Origin of the sequence: Flavobacterium sp. N1736 (genome assembly GCF_025947065.1) — a bacterium.
Lineage (GTDB): Bacteria > Bacteroidota > Bacteroidia > Flavobacteriales > Flavobacteriaceae > Flavobacterium.
This window is the reverse complement of record NZ_CP109994.1, coordinates 2766517-2784187: the sequence shown is the minus strand read 5'-3', so window position 1 is coordinate 2784187 and position 17671 is coordinate 2766517. Positions and strand designations below refer to the sequence as shown.

Below are 17671 nucleotides of genomic sequence, written 5' to 3'. Positions count from 1 at the left end.
TTACTTTCGCTATATGGAAAATTTCAAAAATATAAATCCTGTAAAGGTAGATAAAACCACTATTATTAATTTAGAAAAAGGGAAATTACCACCGCAAGTACTTGAATTAGAGGAAGCTGTACTTGGGGCAATGATGATTGATAAAAAAGGAGTGGATGATGTAATTGATATTTTGCAACCGGATGCTTTTTATAAAGACGCCCATAAATATATTTTTGAAGCAATTGTTCAGCTTTTTACAGAAACGCAGCCAATTGACTTATTGACAGTTTCATCTCAGCTGAAAAAGAATGGAAAATTAGAAATTGCCGGTGGAGATTTTTATTTGATTCAGCTTACACAAAAAATAGCCTCTTCGGCGCATATTGAATTTCACTCCCGTATTATACTTCAGAAATTTATTCAAAGAAGTTTGATCCGAATTTCTTCGGAAATTATCGAAGCTTCTTATGATGAAACAACAGATGTATTTGATTTATTGGATCAAGCCGAATCAAAATTATACGAAGTTACACAAGGAAATATCAAGAGAAGTTCTGAAACTGCTCAGAGTTTAGTTTTGCAGGCAAAGAAACGTATTGAAGAAATTGCCGGAAAAGAAGGATTAAGCGGTGTTGAAACCGGTTTTACCAATTTAGACAAACTAACTTCCGGATGGCAACCGAGTGATTTAATTATTATTGCGGCGAGACCTGCGATGGGAAAAACAGCATTTGTACTTTCAATGGCCAGAAATATCGCTATTGAGTTTGGGCACGGAGTAGCATTGTTTTCTTTAGAGATGGCTTCGGTTCAGTTAATAACGAGATTGATTTCATCAGAAACCGGATTGTCATCAGAGAAATTGCGTACCGGTAAATTAGAACCGCATGAATGGGAAATGTTAAGTACCAAGGTAAAAAACTTAGAAAAAGCGCCGTTGTATATTGACGATACGCCATCACTTTCTATTTTCGATTTAAGAGCAAAATGTCGTCGTTTGGTTTCACAGCATAATATCAAAATTGTCATTGTCGATTATTTGCAATTAATGACTGCCGGAGGAAATGGCAAGGGTGGAGGAAATCGTGAACAGGAAATTTCTACTATTTCGCGAAACTTAAAAGCTTTGGCAAAAGAGTTAAACGTTCCGGTAATTGCACTTTCGCAGTTATCGCGTGCCGTTGAAACACGCGGATCAAGTAAGCGTCCGTTGTTATCAGATCTTCGTGAATCTGGAGCAATTGAACAAGATGCCGATATTGTTTCGTTTTTATACCGTCCGGAATACTACAAAATTGACGAATGGGATGATGATGAAGCTTCGCCAACTGCTGGTCAGGCTGAAATAATGATCGCCAAGCACCGTAATGGTGGTATCGAAAATGTTCGTTTGAAATTTATTGGACACCTTGGAAAATTTGATAATCTTGATGATTTTTCAGGCAGTTATGACGATTTACCATCAAAAATGAATCATGACGATAATCCATTTATCACTAAAAATCTGCCCTCGGCAAATGAAGCTTTCGGAAGCAATCTCAATGACGATGATGATGACAGCGATGTACCATTTTAATCTGAATAATATATAAGAGAAATCGAAGAAAAAATCTTTATAAGGTAATACTTATAAAGATTTTTTTTATTCTATAAACGCCTGGATTCGTTAATAATTTTAGATAAATTATATTTCTACATAAAAATTAATTCGGTAGATTAGCCAAACCATTAACAACTGTTTAACGAATCTAAAATTATTAACTAATTAAAAATTGTAACTATGAGTGAAGAAACCTTTCCGGGCCCAATTCAAATTCCACTAGCAACTGCTCAAGAATGGGAAAAGAGATATGAGGACGACACTACTGTTGAAGATCCTAAAAACAAAGTAAAATCCTATTTGATACCCAGAGAAAGTCTGGAATTAGTTTTGCAGCTTAATACCGAAGCCGTTCGTGCTTATATTGGTATTAACGATCAAAAAGAAAAAACATTGCTTTTTGTTGGTGCAGAACTAGATAAAGAAACAGGTAAATATGTAGATGTTTACGGACCGCCGTCTCAACAAAATAAATCAGCACAAGCAGAAGCAGCTGAAGATATTGTTTATGATGGTGCACGCCCTTGTCCTCCATATTGATTTTAAATAAAATACCCAGAAAGTGGATGATTTTTTAATTTATTCAGGTTATTTAATTTTATCATTAAATCTAATCTTGTATACATATAGCTTTTTCCGAAAGGAAAAAGCTAATGTTTTTTTTGTTTCTTATTTGGCATTTGCATTTTTAATGCAATTCTCTATGGAAGTGATGTATTTTCTTCGAATGAACAACCTATTTGCTGTCAATATATTTTTTATTGGTCAAATGGTATTATTAGCCTTGTTTTATAAATCATTACTAGTAATTAAAAGTCAAAAAATATTTGTTACGACCAGTTTGTTTGTGGCATTATTGATTTTAACAATACAGCTTATGATGGATTCAAGCCAATTTCTAAAATTTAATTTATTTGAAATTACTTTAACGTCTTTACTTATAGTTATTTTTGCTTTGCTTCATCTTTATAATATGCTTACAGAAAATAAAGAATTTTATTATGTTAGCATTGGTCTTATATTTTACTTATTGGCAAGTACTGTTTTATTTTTAATTGGAAATCTTTCTTCAGAGCTTAGTAACGATTTGAAATACTTAACATGGATATTAAATGCTTTTTTACTTTTAGTTTACCAGTTTTTCATTTTATACGACTGGATAAAAAGTTTTTCTAAAAAAGTTCAGTAATATAATTTATAATAAAGAATATTGATATGATTCATTCAATTCCTGAAAAAGAACTTGTTGCAATAATTTTATATATCTCGCTTTTCTTTATAATTGTTGCCGTTGTATTGATCGTATTTTTCTATTTCTCAAGAAAGAAAATAATTCAAAAAGAACTTGAAAAGAAAGATTTAGTGCTGCAATATCAAAAAGAACAGCTTCATGCAATTATTATTACACAAGAAGAAGAGCGTAAACGTATTGCACAAGATTTACATGATGATATTAGTTCGAAACTCAATATAGTTTCATTAAACAGTCATTTGTTAACCGCTCCAAATTTAACAGCAGAAGAAACAAATGAGATTACAGAGAATATCATTAATTTGACAACGAAAGCTTTAGAAAATTCGAGAAAAATTGCTCATAATTTATTACCGCCTGTTTTTGAAAAATTTGGACTAAATGCGGGTATAGAAGAATTATGCGAAGAATTTGAAAGCAGTAAAGAGGTAAAAGTTCATTATAAAAATGAAATTGACTTTGATGAAAGAGAGATGGATAGACATTTGCATGTTTTCAGAATCTTGCAGGAACTGATGAATAATTCTTTACGACACGGAAAAGCATCTGAAATTTGGATTGCTTTTAAAACAATTGATGAAATAAAAACCTGTAATTACGAAGATGACGGAAAAGGCTTTGATGCCCAAAATATTGAAAATCAAAAAGGACTTGGCATGAAAAACATTGATAGCAGGATTTCTTTTTTGAATGGAACAATCAAAATAAATTCTCAAATTAATAATGGAGTTGCCGTAATGTTTACTTTTTAGATATTATTTTTTAGATTAATGTCTACATTTTGTCTACAAAACAAGGTATTTTGTGTTTTTTTGAAGCATATTTTGTAATTTCGAAATTCCAAACCCAAATAACATAATAAAATGAGTAGCATTATTAAAATTGCTTTAGTTGATGACGAAGTTTTATTTCGGAAAGGAATTGCTTTTTTGCTGCAAAGAGAAAATAATATAGAAATTATTTTTGAAGCTTCAAATGGCGAAGAACTTATTTCTAAATTAGATAGCAGCGAATTAAAACCTGATATTATTATTATGGATTTGAAAATGCCTGTATTAAATGGCGTTGAAGCCACAAAAATTATCCGCAAATCTTATCCCGAAATTAAAATAATTGCCTTAACAAGTTATGATACAAAATCATTTATTGCAAATATGATTCAGGTTGGTGCAGTTGCTTATTTAATTAAAAACACAACTCCAAAAGATTTAATTCATACAATAAATGAAGTCTCCAAAAAAGGTTTTTATTATAATCAAACAGTTTTAAAAACAATTCAGGAGACTGTTGTTTCTACTAAAAATTCAAAAGGCAATCTGGAAACAGGTTTCCTCTCGCCTCGTGAAATCGAAATTCTTCAACTTATTTGTCAGCAAAAAACAACTACTGAAATTGCTGATCATCTTTTTTTAAGTCCAAGAACCGTTGAGGGACACCGCAATAATTTACTTCTCAAAACTGAATCCAGAAATATTGCAGGATTGGTCGTTTATGCTATTCAAAATGAAATAGCTGTTTTAACAATCTAAAATTAGCTTGTTAAAAATTGAATGGATAATACGTAATACACAATTATAGTCATTATAAGTACACAAATACCTATTTTTTGTAATATACTCAATCCTTTTAGTTGGTTCTTGCTTTCATTTAATTTCATGGTTAAATTTTTCATTGATTTACTTAATTGGTTATTTAATCACAAATTTAACAAGAAAGTATATTCACTTAATGCGTGTTTTTACCTGATTTTGTAAAATAAATTTTAATACAGAACGTTTCGCTTATTCGTCAATGCTTAGTTTAGTTAATTATGACGTGCTATTGTGTTTTTTAATTCTTCCTTTATATCTTTACTAAAATAATTTTCTGATGCACAAAAGTTTAGTCTATATCTTTATATTCCTTTTTTCATTTACTGTTAAAGCTTCGTTTATTCTACTTCCAATGGATGAAACTACACAGCAAAATCACTTAAAAGCTTACGGAATTACATATTGGTGTTTAAGTAAAGATTATAAAGCAAGCTGGCTGCTTAATTATAGAGGAGGTTCTTTTTTGCTTCCTGATGTTGAAGAAATTAGAAAGGAATGCAAAATTCGTGGAGTAAGCTTTGAGATACTTTCAGATAGTGAAGAAGCTTCGATTTTAAACGAAATTTCGAGTCCTTCTCAAAATATGGAATCGGTTATACTTGAAAAAGCACCAAAAATAGCCGTTTATACGCCAAAAGGAAAACAGCCCTGGGATGACGCAGTAACTTTAGTTTTAACTTATGCCGAAATTCCCTTCACGCCAATTTATGACGAAGAAGTTTTAAGTGATCAATTATTGCTATACGATTGGCTGCACTTGCACCACGAAGACTTTACAGGTCAATACGGAAAGTTTTATGCAGCTTATAAAAACACGCCTTGGTACATTGATCAAAAAAAGGACGCAGAGGCACTAGCAGCAAAATTAGGATACTCTAAAGTATCACAGGAAAAAGGAGCAGTTGCAAAAAAAATACGCGATTTTGTAATTGGTGGTGGATTCATGTTTGCAATGTGTTCAGCAACAGATAGTTTTGATATTGCTCTTGCAGCTGACGGTGTAGATATATGCGAAGCAATGTTTGATGGAGATGCAAGTGAACCAAATTATCAATCGAAATTAAACTTCGGAAATTCATTTGCTTTTAAAAATTTCACATTAGAAAGACGTCCGGAACAATATGAATTCTCAGATATTGATATGACTTTAAAACGTAGAATCCCTATGGAAAAGGATTATTTTTCATTAATGGAATTTTCTGCAAAATGGGATCCAATTCCAAGTATGTTATGTCAAAATCATACCCAGTTAGTAAAAGGTTTTATGGGACAAACCACCTCTTTTGATGCGGTATTAGTAAAATCCAGCGTATTAGTAATGGGAACTTGTGAGTTAAATGGCGAAGCAAGATACATTCATGGCGAAAAAGGAAAAGGAATGTTTACTTTTTTTGGAGGACATGATCCTGAAGATTTTCAGCATCAGGTTGGTGATCCGCCAACAGTTTTAGATTTACATCCTAATTCACCGGGTTATAGATTAATTTTGAACAACGTATTATTTCCAGCAGCAAGAAAGAAAAAACTAAAAACATAATTAGTTTAAGGAAAATTCAAACCAAATAGGAATATGATCTGATATTTTTCTTGCTTCTTTTAATGAGTCAAAGGTTTTATAAAAAGTAATTACTCCGGAGTTGATGTATTTTAGATCGCTTTTTTTATAAAAAGCATTGTCAAACTCAGATGCAAGGCAATTATTACCTTTACATTCTTGTTTTAATGTTGTTTTCTGTTTCTCAAAAATAGGAGAGTAGCCCATTTTTTTTAAGGGATTAAAAACAGTATGTGATTCCGGACAATTGAAATCTCCAATAAAAACCAATTTTAAGGCAGGATATTCCTGAGGCAGGAATTTAAAATATTTAATTTCAGTTTCCGGTTGTCTTTTCTTGGTGATAGCGTGAAAATTTACCAGCGTAATTGTTTTCTTGTCAATCTCGAAGGTAGCAAAATAAGGTTCGCGATCAATTTCTAAGTGATATTTTTTTTCCAGCCAGGTATTGCCTTTAAGTTTGGCTTTAGAAGTTTTCCAGATATAAGCGTATCTTTCCTTTTTATAGCTCGTACCGCTTGTTGGATCGCTAATGCTGTAATCCCATTTTGTTCCTTTTTCATTCAAAATTTCGGCTAGTTTTGTTACAGCTTTTGCACCGCCATAGCCTGCAACAACTTCCTGAATTACAACAATGTCATAATTTCGGACCGTATTGGCAATACTATTTAGTTGAGAATCAGTTTTTGATTTTCCAAAGTTTTCTATATTCCAGGAAACAATTTTAACCTGAGAAAATGAATGAATTACAAAAAAGAAAACAAAAAGGCTTAGACTATTTTTCATGTAGAGTTTAAAATATCAAATATAAACCATTTCAAAATTTGACAATCAATCTTCTGATGTTTTAATTTTTTGATACTTTTTTAAACGCCATCCTTAGTGTTTTTTGTATCTGTTTTTTAGAGCAGTTGATATAATTATTATTTGTAAAACCAAAAGGGCAGGTATGAAGATAATTTTCCAATCAACTTCAAGCCAACCTGTTTTCTCTGATACAAATGCAAAACTTATTGAAAGAAAAAGACAGAGTAACATTGTTTTCATTATAATTTTATTTTTGGTTGTATATAGTTTTGTGATGTATTTCTGGTTGGGAATTTCTTCAGAATTAATATTAAAATGTGGTTTCATTTGTTAGTTCAGGATTTTAGCAAATTTAAATTTATAAATATCTATTTCCTTACGGGAAACCGTAAAGACATAAGTTAAACAAGACCAAAATCTTTTGCGATTGCTATTAAATGGACATTGTTATTTGCTTTGAAATATATTTTTAATTTGTTTATACGTTTTTCAAGACTGCTTGTGCCATTTGGCAAAATACAATTGGCTTTAAATTCGTTAGAAATATTCTCTAAAGTATAGCCCTGGGCTAATAACTTTAAAATAGAAATATCGTAAGATTCTATTTCAATCAAAGTTTTGTCAGTAAAACTAAAAGACAAATCAGATGAAAGAATCTTTTCCTCGTTTTCATATGCTCGTTCTATTGCTTTTTTTAATTCATTTATACTATTTCTTCCTTTTGAAACATAGGCATTAATTTTAAAATCATTAAAGAGAGACTTTATTCGGTACGATTTATCTTCAATAGAAAACACTATTTTTTTTATAGCAGGTTGAACTTCATTTACAGCTCCTATAAGATCTTCTCCACTGGCTAAGTTTATTTCGCGATGGTCTGATTTAAAAGATAAATCACTAATCAATAAATCGTAAGGTTCATTATCAATAATTCCTTTTTTTATTTTTATTAAAGCGTCATCACAGTATTTCACGTGATCGATAAAAGGTATTTTAAGATCTTCAAGTACTTGAATAACGGTAATGCTAATACTATCTAAATCTTCGGCAACTAAAACTTTTTTAAACATAAGGTGTAAGTTTATAAAGGAAAGGAAACGTAATTTTTCTATACTTTGTGAGAATTTTGGTCAAAAGTAGTCGTTTCATTTATAAATTTAGTACGGTTTTCCACATTTTGCCTACCATTTTTTATAATACACTAAACTGTGGTTTTTATTATATTGGGAATTTAAATTGAACTTTAAATCCTTTTTCAGGAGTAGCATCTATTTGAATTTCACCTTTGATTGCAAGAATTCTATTTTCGGCATTTTGCAGGCCATTTTTAAAGGTCATACCATTTGCATTAATACCTTTTCCGTTGTCAGTATAATTAATATGTATATCTCGCTTTGTTTTTTTGAAAGAAATACCAACCAATGTGGCGTTACTGTGTTTTTTCATATTTACAAGTAATTCTTGCAGTACCCTGTAAACGGCTATTTTTTTATTTTTTTCAATATCGTTCCATGAAATAGTATCTAAACCATTAATTAAAAGATTGATATTGCAGGTATCAAATCCGGAAATCATTTCTTTTAAGTAAAAAACATATTCTTCAGTTGTAACAATAGGGCTGTTTTCTTTAGAAATATCTCTTGTTCTCGAATAAATGGCGTCCAAATGATTTAATAATTGTTCTTTATTTTCAGCAAGAGCGAGATTTTTATTTTCTGCAAAAGCCATAGTATGGTAAATATCATTGGCAAGTTCATCGTGCAGTTTCTTCGAAATACGTGTTTCACTTTGATAAGTTGCTTCAATCTTATCTTTATTTGCCCTTGAAGTCAAATAAAAATAGAGCACTAAAATTAAAAATAAGGTAAAAGCGATTATGATATACGAAACAGTATTCCGATTTTTTTGTCTTTCTAATTGTAATTCGTTTTCCGTTTTGTTAGCTTTTAATTTTAAATTTTCGTCCTTTTCTCTTTTCGAATCATATTTAATTCTCGCAAACTCATTTTTTGATTTTTGTCTCACTTCAAAAAGACTGTCAACTAACGAAATGTATTTGAGTGAGTTTTTCTTCAACTCATATCCATCAGTATTTTTGATTATTAATTCTAGTGAATTCAATCTATAATCGATACAATTTGCTTCTGTAAAGTTTTCGTAGCCTAATCGCGCATATTTTTCGGATAGTGCTGAATTACTTTTTTCGTAAAATTGTGATAAGTGTATATAACTCATTCCTAAACCTAAATTATCTTTTAGTTTTAGCCTGATTTCGAGTCCGTGATGCAGAAAATCACTTGCCAGAGGATTGTTGACAGAAGTATAGCATGATCCCAAATTATCCAGAACCTTAGAAAACAATAATGGATTATCCCTAATCTCTTTTTCTTTTAGTATACTTTCAAATATTTGAATAGCATTCTTATATTTTTTTTGCTCCCGATAAACTAAAGCAATATTATTTTTCATTGCTATTTTTCGCTTTCTATCTGTTTTTAATTGATAAGCTTTTTGATAACAATCAATTGAGGCTTTAAAATTATAAGTGCTGAAGTAATTTATGCCTAGTATACGATATATCGTCCAGGTATAATCCAGATTGTGTGCTTTATTGATGTATTGAATAGCTTCTGTAGCGGTCGCTTCACTGCCAATATAATCGCCATTGTTTTGTTGTATTTCAGACATTTTCAAAAGCGAAAAAGCAATTTTTTCTATATCTGTTTTTGGATTGGCTGTTAATTTTGTTTCATTATAATAATAGAAAGCACTGTCAAATTTTTCTTCTTTATTAAATTGATCAGCAGTCGTAATTAATCTTTCAATCTCTTTTTTTGTTTCTTTTGGTTGATTGGCTTCGTTATTATTTTTTTGACAAGAAAAAATAATGACAATTAAAGTAAGCGTTATATATAGATAGAATTGTATTCTTTTTGGTATCATACGCCAAAAATATAGAATTCTAATAGTTGAGAGCACGTATAAATACCTGTTTTTGATTTTTTTTAAAAGGTGAAATTTTCAAATACTCATTTACAGGCATATACAAATAAACCCTCACGCAGGAGGGTTTTGTTTTATCAGAATGTTGTAAAATTTATCTTTATAAAATTATACAGCTCTCATGCCTGTGGTAATTCCTATTCGGTTCCAGGCATTAATAGTGATGATCATCATAATGATTTCAGCAAGATATTTTTCATCAAATAAGCTTGCAGCATTTTGATAAACTTCTTCAGAAACATGATTATTGATTAGTGTTACTTCTTCGGTTAAAGCTAAAATTGCTTTTTCTTCTTCGGTGTAAACATCGGCTTCACGCCACGCACTTAATAAATAAATGCGCTGTTCAGTTACACCATATTTTCTGGCATCTGCAGTGTGCATATTAATACAATAAGCACAGCCATTTATTTGAGATGCGCGAATTTTAATCAATTCTTTATGTACAGGAGTTAATGAAGTAGTAGAAATATATTTTTCTAAATTCATCATAGCCTGATAAGCTTGTGGAGCAACTGTTGGGATAACAATTCTTGGTTTCATTTTATGTGTTTTAAAAGTTTGATACAAAGTTCCTGCATCTATACCTTAAAAAACTTGAACTACTTCAAAAAATGAATTTATACCTTTCCAGCTCTAATCTTACTCAAAAACTCAGCCGAAAAATCTAAATAAGAAGCAATCATATATTGTGGAACACGCTGTACAAATTCCGGAAAGTTATTATTGAAATGATGATAACGTTCTTCCGCAGACATAGTAAATAGAAATTTAATTCGCATTTGTGCTGCACCAAATGATTTTTCTGATATAATCCTAAAGTATCGCTCTAATTTTGGAATCTCTACAAGAACAGCTTCAAGTGTAGGTTTTTCTAAGGCTATTATTAATGAACTTTCTACAGCCTGAATATAAAAGTGTGAAGGTACATGATTATGGTAGCTTAAATAATCTGTTATCCACCAATTCTCAATACCAAACTGAAGGGTTTGTTCTACACCTCTAGAATTTATTATATATTGTCTCATACAGCCTTTGATGATAAAGTACATTGTATTGCAAATTTGTCCTTCCTGTAGTACAAGTTCTTTTCTTTTTATTTTAGAAACATTCAAAACAGATTCCAAAATATCAATTTCGGATGGTTCAAGGTTGATATGTTTTTGAATATGCTGTAAAAGTGCTGTATGCATATATGTTTTTGTTTTATGCAAATTTACTTATAAAATTGATTTTTCGAAATTATCCTAAAAACAAAAAACCATCCCGTTTGAACAGGATGGTTTTTCTATGATAAGTAAGTAATCTAAATTGAGTTTATAAAACGTTTATTTTACTTTATTAAGTATTGCTTTGAAAGCTTCTGGGTGGTTCATCGCTAAATCTGCAAGAACTTTACGGTTCAATTCGATTCCGTTAGCTTTAACTTTTCCCATGAATTGAGAATAAGACATTCCTTCTAATCTGGCTCCAGCGTTAATACGTTGAATCCATAAAGCACGGAAATTTCTTTTATTCTGTTTTCTGTCACGGTAAGCGTAGCTCATCGCTTTCTCTACCGCGTTCTTAGCAACTGTCCAAACGTTTTTACGTCTACCAAAGAAACCTTTGGCTTGCTTCATTATTTTTTTTCTTCTTGCTCTTTTAGCAACTGAATTTACCGATCTTGGCATAATTTTAATGTGTTTTTGTAGCAGGCGTCCTGAATTGAATCAAAGGAACTTCAAAGCCATACTCCAAGGTTATAATAAATATTTTTTTAACCTAAAGAAATTCTCTAGTCAAATGTTTAAAGGTCAAATGTCAAAAGTCAGTTACTGACTTTTAAACTTTAGACTTTTTACTTTCGACTTATATTAGATAATTCTTAATTGTTGTTTGATGCTTTTCATATCTGTTTTGTGAACTAGCGCTGAGTGTGTCAAAGCTAATTTACGTTTTTTAGATTTTTTAGTCAAGATGTGACTTTTAAAAGCATGCTTTCTTTTAATCTTTCCAGAACCAGTAACTTTAAAACGTTTCTTGGCGCTAGATTTTGTTTTCATTTTAGGCATTTTTCCTAGTGTTTTAATTTATTCTTACTTACTTATATTTTCGTTTCAGGTTTAAGTTTCAGTTTGTAAACTGAATACTATAAACTGAGACTATTTTTTCTTCTTAGGAGCAATGAACATAATCATTCTCTTACCTTCCAAAACCGGCATAGCTTCCACTTTACCATGTTCTTCTAAATCTGTAGCCAAACGTAGTAATAAAATCTGTCCCTGATCTTTATAGATGATAGAACGACCCTTAAAGAATACGAATGCTTTTAATTTAGCACCTTCTTTAAGGAACTTCTCAGCATTTTTTCTTTTAAATTCATAATCATGCTCATCAGTTTGAGGACCAAAACGAATTTCTTTTACTACAACCTGGGTAGACTTAGCTTTTAAAACCTTATCACGTTTCTTTTGTTCGTAAACAAATTTCTTGTAATCCATGATTTTACAAACCGGCGGCTCAGCGTTTGGCGAAATTTCAACCAAATCCAATTCGAACTGATCTGCTAAACGTAAAGCTTCTGCAAGCTTAAATACACCTGGTTCGATGTTCTCGCCTACTAATCTTACTTCTTGTACACCACGAATATTGTTATTTATTCTGTGTGCATCCTTTTTTTCTACTCGAGGTTGGTAACCTCTGTTGCTTCTTATTGCTATGACTTTATAATTTAAGTTAAACTGTAAAAACTTTTAATGTCTTTTTTATTTCTTCGTTTACAATAGCGACAAATTCATCAATTGTAACTGTAATATTCCCTTTTCCTTCCTGTCCGTGACGACGAATAGAAATAGTTCCGTTTTTCTCTTCCTCTTCACCCACAATCAGCATAAATGGTATTTTTTGCATTTCAGCATCTCTAATTTTCTTACCAATAGTCTCGCTTCGGTTGTCAATTAGGGCGCGAATTTCGTGATTTTCTAGCAAATCTAAAACTTTTTTAGCATAAATTTCGTATTTCTCGCTCAAAGACAAGATTATAGCCTGCTCAGGCATTAGCCATAGTGGGAAATTTCCTGCAGTATGTTCCAGTAAAATTGCAATAAAACGTTCCATAGATCCAAATGGAGCTCTGTGAATCATAACAGGGCGATGTAATTCATTATCAGCACCTTTGTAAGTCAATTCAAAACGTTCAGGTAAGTTATAATCAACCTGAATAGTGCCTAATTGCCATTGTCTGCCTAAAGCATCTTTTACCATAAAGTCAAGCTTCGGACCGTAAAAAGCAGCCTCGCCATATTCCACAACAGTATTCAATCCTTTATCAGCTGCAGCATTGATAATTGCATTTTCAGCCTTTTCCCAGTTTTCATCAGAACCAATGTATTTCTCTCTGTTTTCCTGATCTCTCAACGAAATTTGAGCAGTAAAGTTTTCAAAACCTAATGAACCAAATACATAAAGTACCAAGTCAATTACTTTTTTAAACTCTTCATCCAATTGCTCCGGAGTACAAAAAATATGCGCATCATCCTGAGTAAACCCGCGTACACGAGTTAAACCATGTAATTCCCCAGATTGCTCATATCTATATACAGTACCAAATTCAGCATAACGCTTAGGTAGATCTTTGTACGACCAAGGTCTTACGTTGTAGATCTCACAGTGGTGAGGACAGTTCATAGGTTTCAATAAAAACTCTTCGCCTTCAGCAGGAGTATTTATTGGCTGAAAACTATCTGCACCATATTTTGCATAGTGACCAGAAGTTACATAAAGTTCTTTCTGACCAATATGTGGCGTAACTACTTGTTCGTATCCGGCTTTCTTCTGAGCTTTCTTTAAAAATTGCTCCAAACGGTCTCTAAGCGCCGCGCCTTTAGGTAACCATAAAGGTAGACCTTGTCCAACTTTTTGAGAAAAAGCAAACAATTCAAGTTCCTTACCTAACTTACGATGATCACGACGTTTTGCCTCTTCAAGAAGTTCAAGATATTCAGTTAAGTCCTTTTGTTTAGGGAAAGAAGTTCCGTAAACACGAGTCAGCTGTTTGTTTTTCTCGTCACCTCTCCAGTAAGCACCGGCAACGCTCATAATTTTAAAAGCCTTGATAATACCAGTATTCGGGATATGCCCACCTCTGCATAAATCAGTAAAAGTAGCATGATCACAAAACGTAATAGTTCCGTCTTCAAGATTCGAAATCAATTCAGTTTTGTACACATTGTCTTTATACATTGCTAAAGCATCTGCTTTACTAACCGGACGCATTTTAAACTCGTGTTTCTCTCTTGAAATCTCAAGAACACGATCTTCAATCTTTTTAAAATCAGCTTCAACAATTTTCTGATCTTCAAAATCAACATCATAATAAAATCCGTTTGAAATTGCAGGTCCCAGAGTTAATTTAATACCGGGGTATAATTCCTCAAGCGCTTGCGCCATTACGTGCGAAGTCGAATGCCAGAAAGCTTTTTTACCTTCCGCATCATTCCAAGTATATAAAATAAGACTACCGTCGGTCGTCAATGGAGTTTCGGTTTCAATTGTTGTACCATTAAAAGACGCTGAAATCACGTTTCTTGCAAATCCTTCACTAATGCTTTTAGCAACCTCCATCGGAGTTACACCTGAAGCAAACTCTCTAATTGACCCATCGGGTAAAGTAATCTTAATCATTGTTTATAATTTTGTGAATGCAAATATAACGCATTACAAAAATACATACAATACATATATTCATGTTTATACTATAATGTGTAAGACTAAAAGTTATAAATTATCATTAAGGGCATTCTTTGTACTATATATAAGAAACATCGGTTATTTAATTAATAGGTTTCTAAAATCTATCAGATCTTCTTCTGTACATATATATGAGGTACATTTTGCTACTATTATAGGAGCAAATCACTTTACTAAACCCGACAGGTTTTCAATCTGAAGCTTCGGGACTGTCGTGTTTATTTTTATACATATATAAGGAGAGATTTTCTACTATAATATAAGAGTGCTTTTTGTCCAGCTGATCGAAGCCGAAGCTTTTATGACTTGAATCAGGAGCCATTTCCCGCTATGCGCTCTAATCTTTAGCTTTTTAAAGGAAAAGCAAAAGGTTTTCAATTCCGAAGTTTCGGGACTATCGGGACCAGGGCAGCGGTTTTGAGAAGAAACATTCGGTATAAAGAGCAGGAAAAAGCAGAACTTGGCGACTTTGCGCCTTTGCGCGATTCATAAAACCCAGTAAAAACAAACTTTGCGTCTTAGCGCCTTTGCGAGCAAACTACCCAAAACAGGCAAACCCCGTCAAAAGCAGGGCAACCACAAAAAAACTTCGGGTTGTAAAAAACGTTATACCAGCGAGTTATAAAAAAGATTGAAATTATATAAAAAAAAGGCTTGTAAATGTAAATAAAGGTGCTACTTTTGCACCCGCAACAACGACGGGCGTTCACTGAAATACTGGCAGGCAAATACAATCGGGAGGAAAATTTATTTTCAAAAAAGATTAAAAAAAGCTTGTGAGATTTGAAAACAGATGTTACATTTGCACCCCGCAAAACACGGAAAGTTCATTGATAGATTGGTAAGGTTTGGGAAGGGAAAAGGGAATGAAAATTTCTCGAAAAAAACTTCGAAAAACATTTGCCAGTAAGAAATAAGTTTTCTACTTTTGCACCCGCTTTGAAACACAAGCGAAACAAAAAAGAAATACACGTTCGTAGACATATTGAATTGACAGCCGTTTTAACAGAGATGTTAGAGCAAAAGAATAAAGAGTAAGATAATCGAGAGATTGAAAAGAACCGATAGAGACTGATTCGAATAACAATACGATCTTGAATTATCAAGATCAACAATATACGATGAAGAGTTTGATCCTGGCTCAGGATGAACGCTAGCGGCAGGCTTAACACATGCAAGTCGAGGGGTATAGTTCTTCGGAGCTAGAGACCGGCGCACGGGTGCGTAACGCGTATGCAATCTACCTTTTACAGAGGGATAGCCCAGAGAAATTTGGATTAATACCTCATAGTATAGTACGGCCGCATGGCTGAACTATTAAAGTCACAACGGTAAAAGATGAGCATGCGTCCCATTAGCTAGTTGGTAAGGTAACGGCTTACCAAGGCAACGATGGGTAGGGGTCCTGAGAGGGAGATCCCCCACACTGGTACTGAGACACGGACCAGACTCCTACGGGAGGCAGCAGTGAGGAATATTGGACAATGGGCGCAAGCCTGATCCAGCCATGCCGCGTGCAGGATGACGGTCCTATGGATTGTAAACTGCTTTTGTACGAGAAGAAACACTGCTTCGTGAAGCAGCTTGACGGTATCGTAAGAATAAGGATCGGCTAACTCCGTGCCAGCAGCCGCGGTAATACGGAGGATCCAAGCGTTATCCGGAATCATTGGGTTTAAAGGGTCCGTAGGCGGTTTAATAAGTCAGTGGTGAAAGCCCATCGCTCAACGGTGGAACGGCCATTGATACTGTTAGACTTGAATTATTAGGAAGTAACTAGAATATGTAGTGTAGCGGTGAAATGCTTAGAGATTACATGGAATACCAATTGCGAAGGCAGGTTACTACTAATTGATTGACGCTGATGGACGAAAGCGTGGGTAGCGAACAGGATTAGATACCCTGGTAGTCCACGCCGTAAACGATGGATACTAGCTGTTGGAAGCAATTTCAGTGGCTAAGCGAAAGTGATAAGTATCCCACCTGGGGAGTACGTTCGCAAGAATGAAACTCAAAGGAATTGACGGGGCCCGCACAAGCGGTGGAGCATGTGGTTTAATTCGATGATACGCGAGGAACCTTACCAAGGCTTAAATGTAGATTGACCGTTTTGGAAACAGAACTTTCGCAAGACAATTTACAAGGTGCTGCATGGTTGTCGTCAGCTCGTGCCGTGAGGTGTCAGGTTAAGTCCTATAACGAGCGCAACCCCTGTTGTTAGTTGCCAGCGAGTCAAGTCGGGAACTCTAACAAGACTGCCAGTGCAAACTGTGAGGAAGGTGGGGATGACGTCAAATCATCACGGCCCTTACGCCTTGGGCTACACACGTGCTACAATGGCCGGTACAGAGAGCAGCCACTGGGCGACCAGGAGCGAATCTATAAAACCGGTCACAGTTCGGATCGGAGTCTGCAACTCGACTCCGTGAAGCTGGAATCGCTAGTAATCGGATATCAGCCATGATCCGGTGAATACGTTCCCGGGCCTTGTACACACCGCCCGTCAAGCCATGGAAGCTGGGGGTGCCTGAAGTCGGTGACCGCAAGGAGCTGCCTAGGGTAAAACTGGTAACTAGGGCTAAGTCGTAACAAGGTAGCCGTACCGGAAGGTGCGGCTGGAACACCTCCTTTCTAGAGCCTTAGTGTTAGTGGAAACACACGCTGGGGAAAAAAGAAGAAGCTTTATGGGTTTTGATTTCAAGGCTATTTTACTCTTGCTGTTAGTTCAAATAATAAATTTTAAGTAAAACAGAGTCTCGTAGCTCAGCTGGTTAGAGTACTACACTGATAATGTAGGGGTCGGCAGTTCGAGTCTGCCCGGGACTACTAAAATTTAGATTTAAGATTATAGATTTTAGATTTAAAGTTAAGCTTAAAAAAGGAAATTCTGGAAGTTGGGATTCACCACAGGAAATTAGAGAAGAACTCAAGAAATCTAAAATCTGAATTCTACAATCTAAGATTGAAAAATGGGGGATTAGCTCAGCTGGCTAGAGCGCCTGCCTTGCACGCAGGAGGTCAACGGTTCGACTCCGTTATTCTCCACGATTTTAGTCATAAAGTCTAAAGTTATAAAGTCCAAAGTGATTCACTTGACGACTTTTGACTTTTGAGCTTCGACTAAATAAAGTTCATTGACATATTGAGAT

At 33.8% G+C, this 17671-nt stretch carries 16 protein-coding genes, 2 tRNA genes and 1 rRNA gene; 9 read left to right on the top strand and 10 right to left on the bottom strand.

What is annotated here, in order from left to right:
• Positions 1-13 precede the first annotated feature (13 nt).
• The 6 genes from dnaB (at position 14) to OLM54_RS11625 (ending at position 5963) form a co-directional block, all read left to right on the top strand.
• Positions 14-1558, top strand: a complete 1545-nt coding sequence (gene dnaB, locus OLM54_RS11650) for a replicative DNA helicase (protein ID WP_264534800.1) — start codon at positions 14-16, stop codon at positions 1556-1558.
• 204 nt (positions 1559-1762) lie between these two features.
• Positions 1763-2122, top strand: coding sequence for a hypothetical protein (locus OLM54_RS11645; protein WP_264534799.1), 360 nt, complete (start codon positions 1763-1765; stop codon positions 2120-2122).
• Between the two features lie 22 nt (positions 2123-2144).
• The gene (locus tag OLM54_RS11640; protein WP_264534798.1) at positions 2145-2771 is read left to right on the top strand and encodes a hypothetical protein; all 627 of its coding nucleotides are present in this window, start codon (positions 2145-2147) and stop codon (positions 2769-2771) included.
• Between the two features lie 26 nt (positions 2772-2797).
• The gene (locus tag OLM54_RS11635) at positions 2798-3586 is read left to right on the top strand and encodes a sensor histidine kinase (RefSeq protein WP_264534797.1); all 789 of its coding nucleotides are present in this window, start codon (positions 2798-2800) and stop codon (positions 3584-3586) included.
• A 111-nt stretch (positions 3587-3697) separates the two neighbouring features.
• Positions 3698-4363, top strand: a complete 666-nt coding sequence (locus tag OLM54_RS11630; RefSeq protein ID WP_264534796.1) for a response regulator transcription factor — start codon at positions 3698-3700, stop codon at positions 4361-4363.
• Positions 4364-4703: 340 nt separating this feature from the next.
• A complete protein-coding gene (locus OLM54_RS11625) occupies positions 4704-5963 on the top strand; it encodes an asparagine synthetase B (RefSeq protein ID WP_264534795.1) in 1260 nt (419 codons plus the stop codon).
• Here the strand turns inward: OLM54_RS11625 and OLM54_RS11620 are convergent, their stop codons facing one another.
• From OLM54_RS11620 to thrS, 10 genes are all read right to left on the bottom strand, one after another.
• The gene (locus tag OLM54_RS11620) at positions 5964-6767 is read right to left on the bottom strand and encodes an endonuclease/exonuclease/phosphatase family protein (RefSeq protein WP_264534794.1); all 804 of its coding nucleotides are present in this window, start codon (positions 6765-6767) and stop codon (positions 5964-5966) included.
• A 93-nt stretch (positions 6768-6860) separates the two neighbouring features.
• Positions 6861-7115 carry a hypothetical protein gene (locus OLM54_RS11615; protein ID WP_264534793.1) on the bottom strand — a complete coding sequence of 85 codons (255 nt, stop codon included), beginning with the start codon at positions 7113-7115 and terminating at the stop codon, positions 6861-6863.
• A gap of 74 nt (positions 7116-7189) precedes the next feature.
• Positions 7190-7858 (bottom strand): DUF5932 domain-containing protein, encoded by a 669-nt coding sequence (locus OLM54_RS11610; RefSeq protein WP_264534792.1) that lies wholly within the window; start codon positions 7856-7858, stop codon positions 7190-7192.
• 148 nt (positions 7859-8006) lie between these two features.
• Positions 8007-9731, bottom strand: coding sequence for an ATP-binding protein (locus OLM54_RS11605; RefSeq protein WP_264534791.1), 1725 nt, complete (start codon positions 9729-9731; stop codon positions 8007-8009).
• Between the two features lie 168 nt (positions 9732-9899).
• Positions 9900-10334: a carboxymuconolactone decarboxylase family protein gene (locus tag OLM54_RS11600; protein ID WP_264534790.1), complete on the bottom strand. Its 435-nt coding sequence runs from the start codon at positions 10332-10334 to the stop codon at positions 9900-9902.
• A 77-nt stretch (positions 10335-10411) separates the two neighbouring features.
• The gene (locus OLM54_RS11595; RefSeq protein WP_264534789.1) at positions 10412-10984 is read right to left on the bottom strand and encodes a Crp/Fnr family transcriptional regulator; all 573 of its coding nucleotides are present in this window, start codon (positions 10982-10984) and stop codon (positions 10412-10414) included.
• A gap of 135 nt (positions 10985-11119) precedes the next feature.
• Complete coding sequence (gene rplT / locus OLM54_RS11590) at positions 11120-11464, bottom strand: 50S ribosomal protein L20 (RefSeq protein ID WP_017498429.1); 345 nt, start codon at positions 11462-11464, stop codon at positions 11120-11122.
• A 183-nt stretch (positions 11465-11647) separates the two neighbouring features.
• Positions 11648-11845: a 50S ribosomal protein L35 gene (gene rpmI / locus OLM54_RS11585; RefSeq protein WP_022827375.1), complete on the bottom strand. Its 198-nt coding sequence runs from the start codon at positions 11843-11845 to the stop codon at positions 11648-11650.
• A gap of 90 nt (positions 11846-11935) precedes the next feature.
• The gene (gene infC / locus OLM54_RS11580) at positions 11936-12487 is read right to left on the bottom strand and encodes a translation initiation factor IF-3 (protein WP_072974136.1); all 552 of its coding nucleotides are present in this window, start codon (positions 12485-12487) and stop codon (positions 11936-11938) included.
• A gap of 22 nt (positions 12488-12509) precedes the next feature.
• The gene (gene thrS, locus OLM54_RS11575) at positions 12510-14456 is read right to left on the bottom strand and encodes a threonine--tRNA ligase (protein WP_154339335.1); all 1947 of its coding nucleotides are present in this window, start codon (positions 14454-14456) and stop codon (positions 12510-12512) included.
• A 1184-nt stretch (positions 14457-15640) separates the two neighbouring features.
• Here thrS and OLM54_RS11570 point away from each other — a divergent pair.
• The 3 genes from OLM54_RS11570 to OLM54_RS11560 all read left to right on the top strand — a co-directional run bounded on the left by OLM54_RS11570 (position 15641) and on the right by OLM54_RS11560 (position 17567).
• Positions 15641-17153: ribosomal RNA gene (locus OLM54_RS11570) — 16S ribosomal RNA — on the top strand.
• A 121-nt stretch (positions 17154-17274) separates the two neighbouring features.
• Positions 17275-17348, top strand: a tRNA-Ile gene (locus OLM54_RS11565).
• Between the two features lie 145 nt (positions 17349-17493).
• Positions 17494-17567: transfer RNA gene (locus tag OLM54_RS11560), tRNA-Ala, on the top strand.
• Positions 17568-17671: the final 104 nt, after the last annotated feature.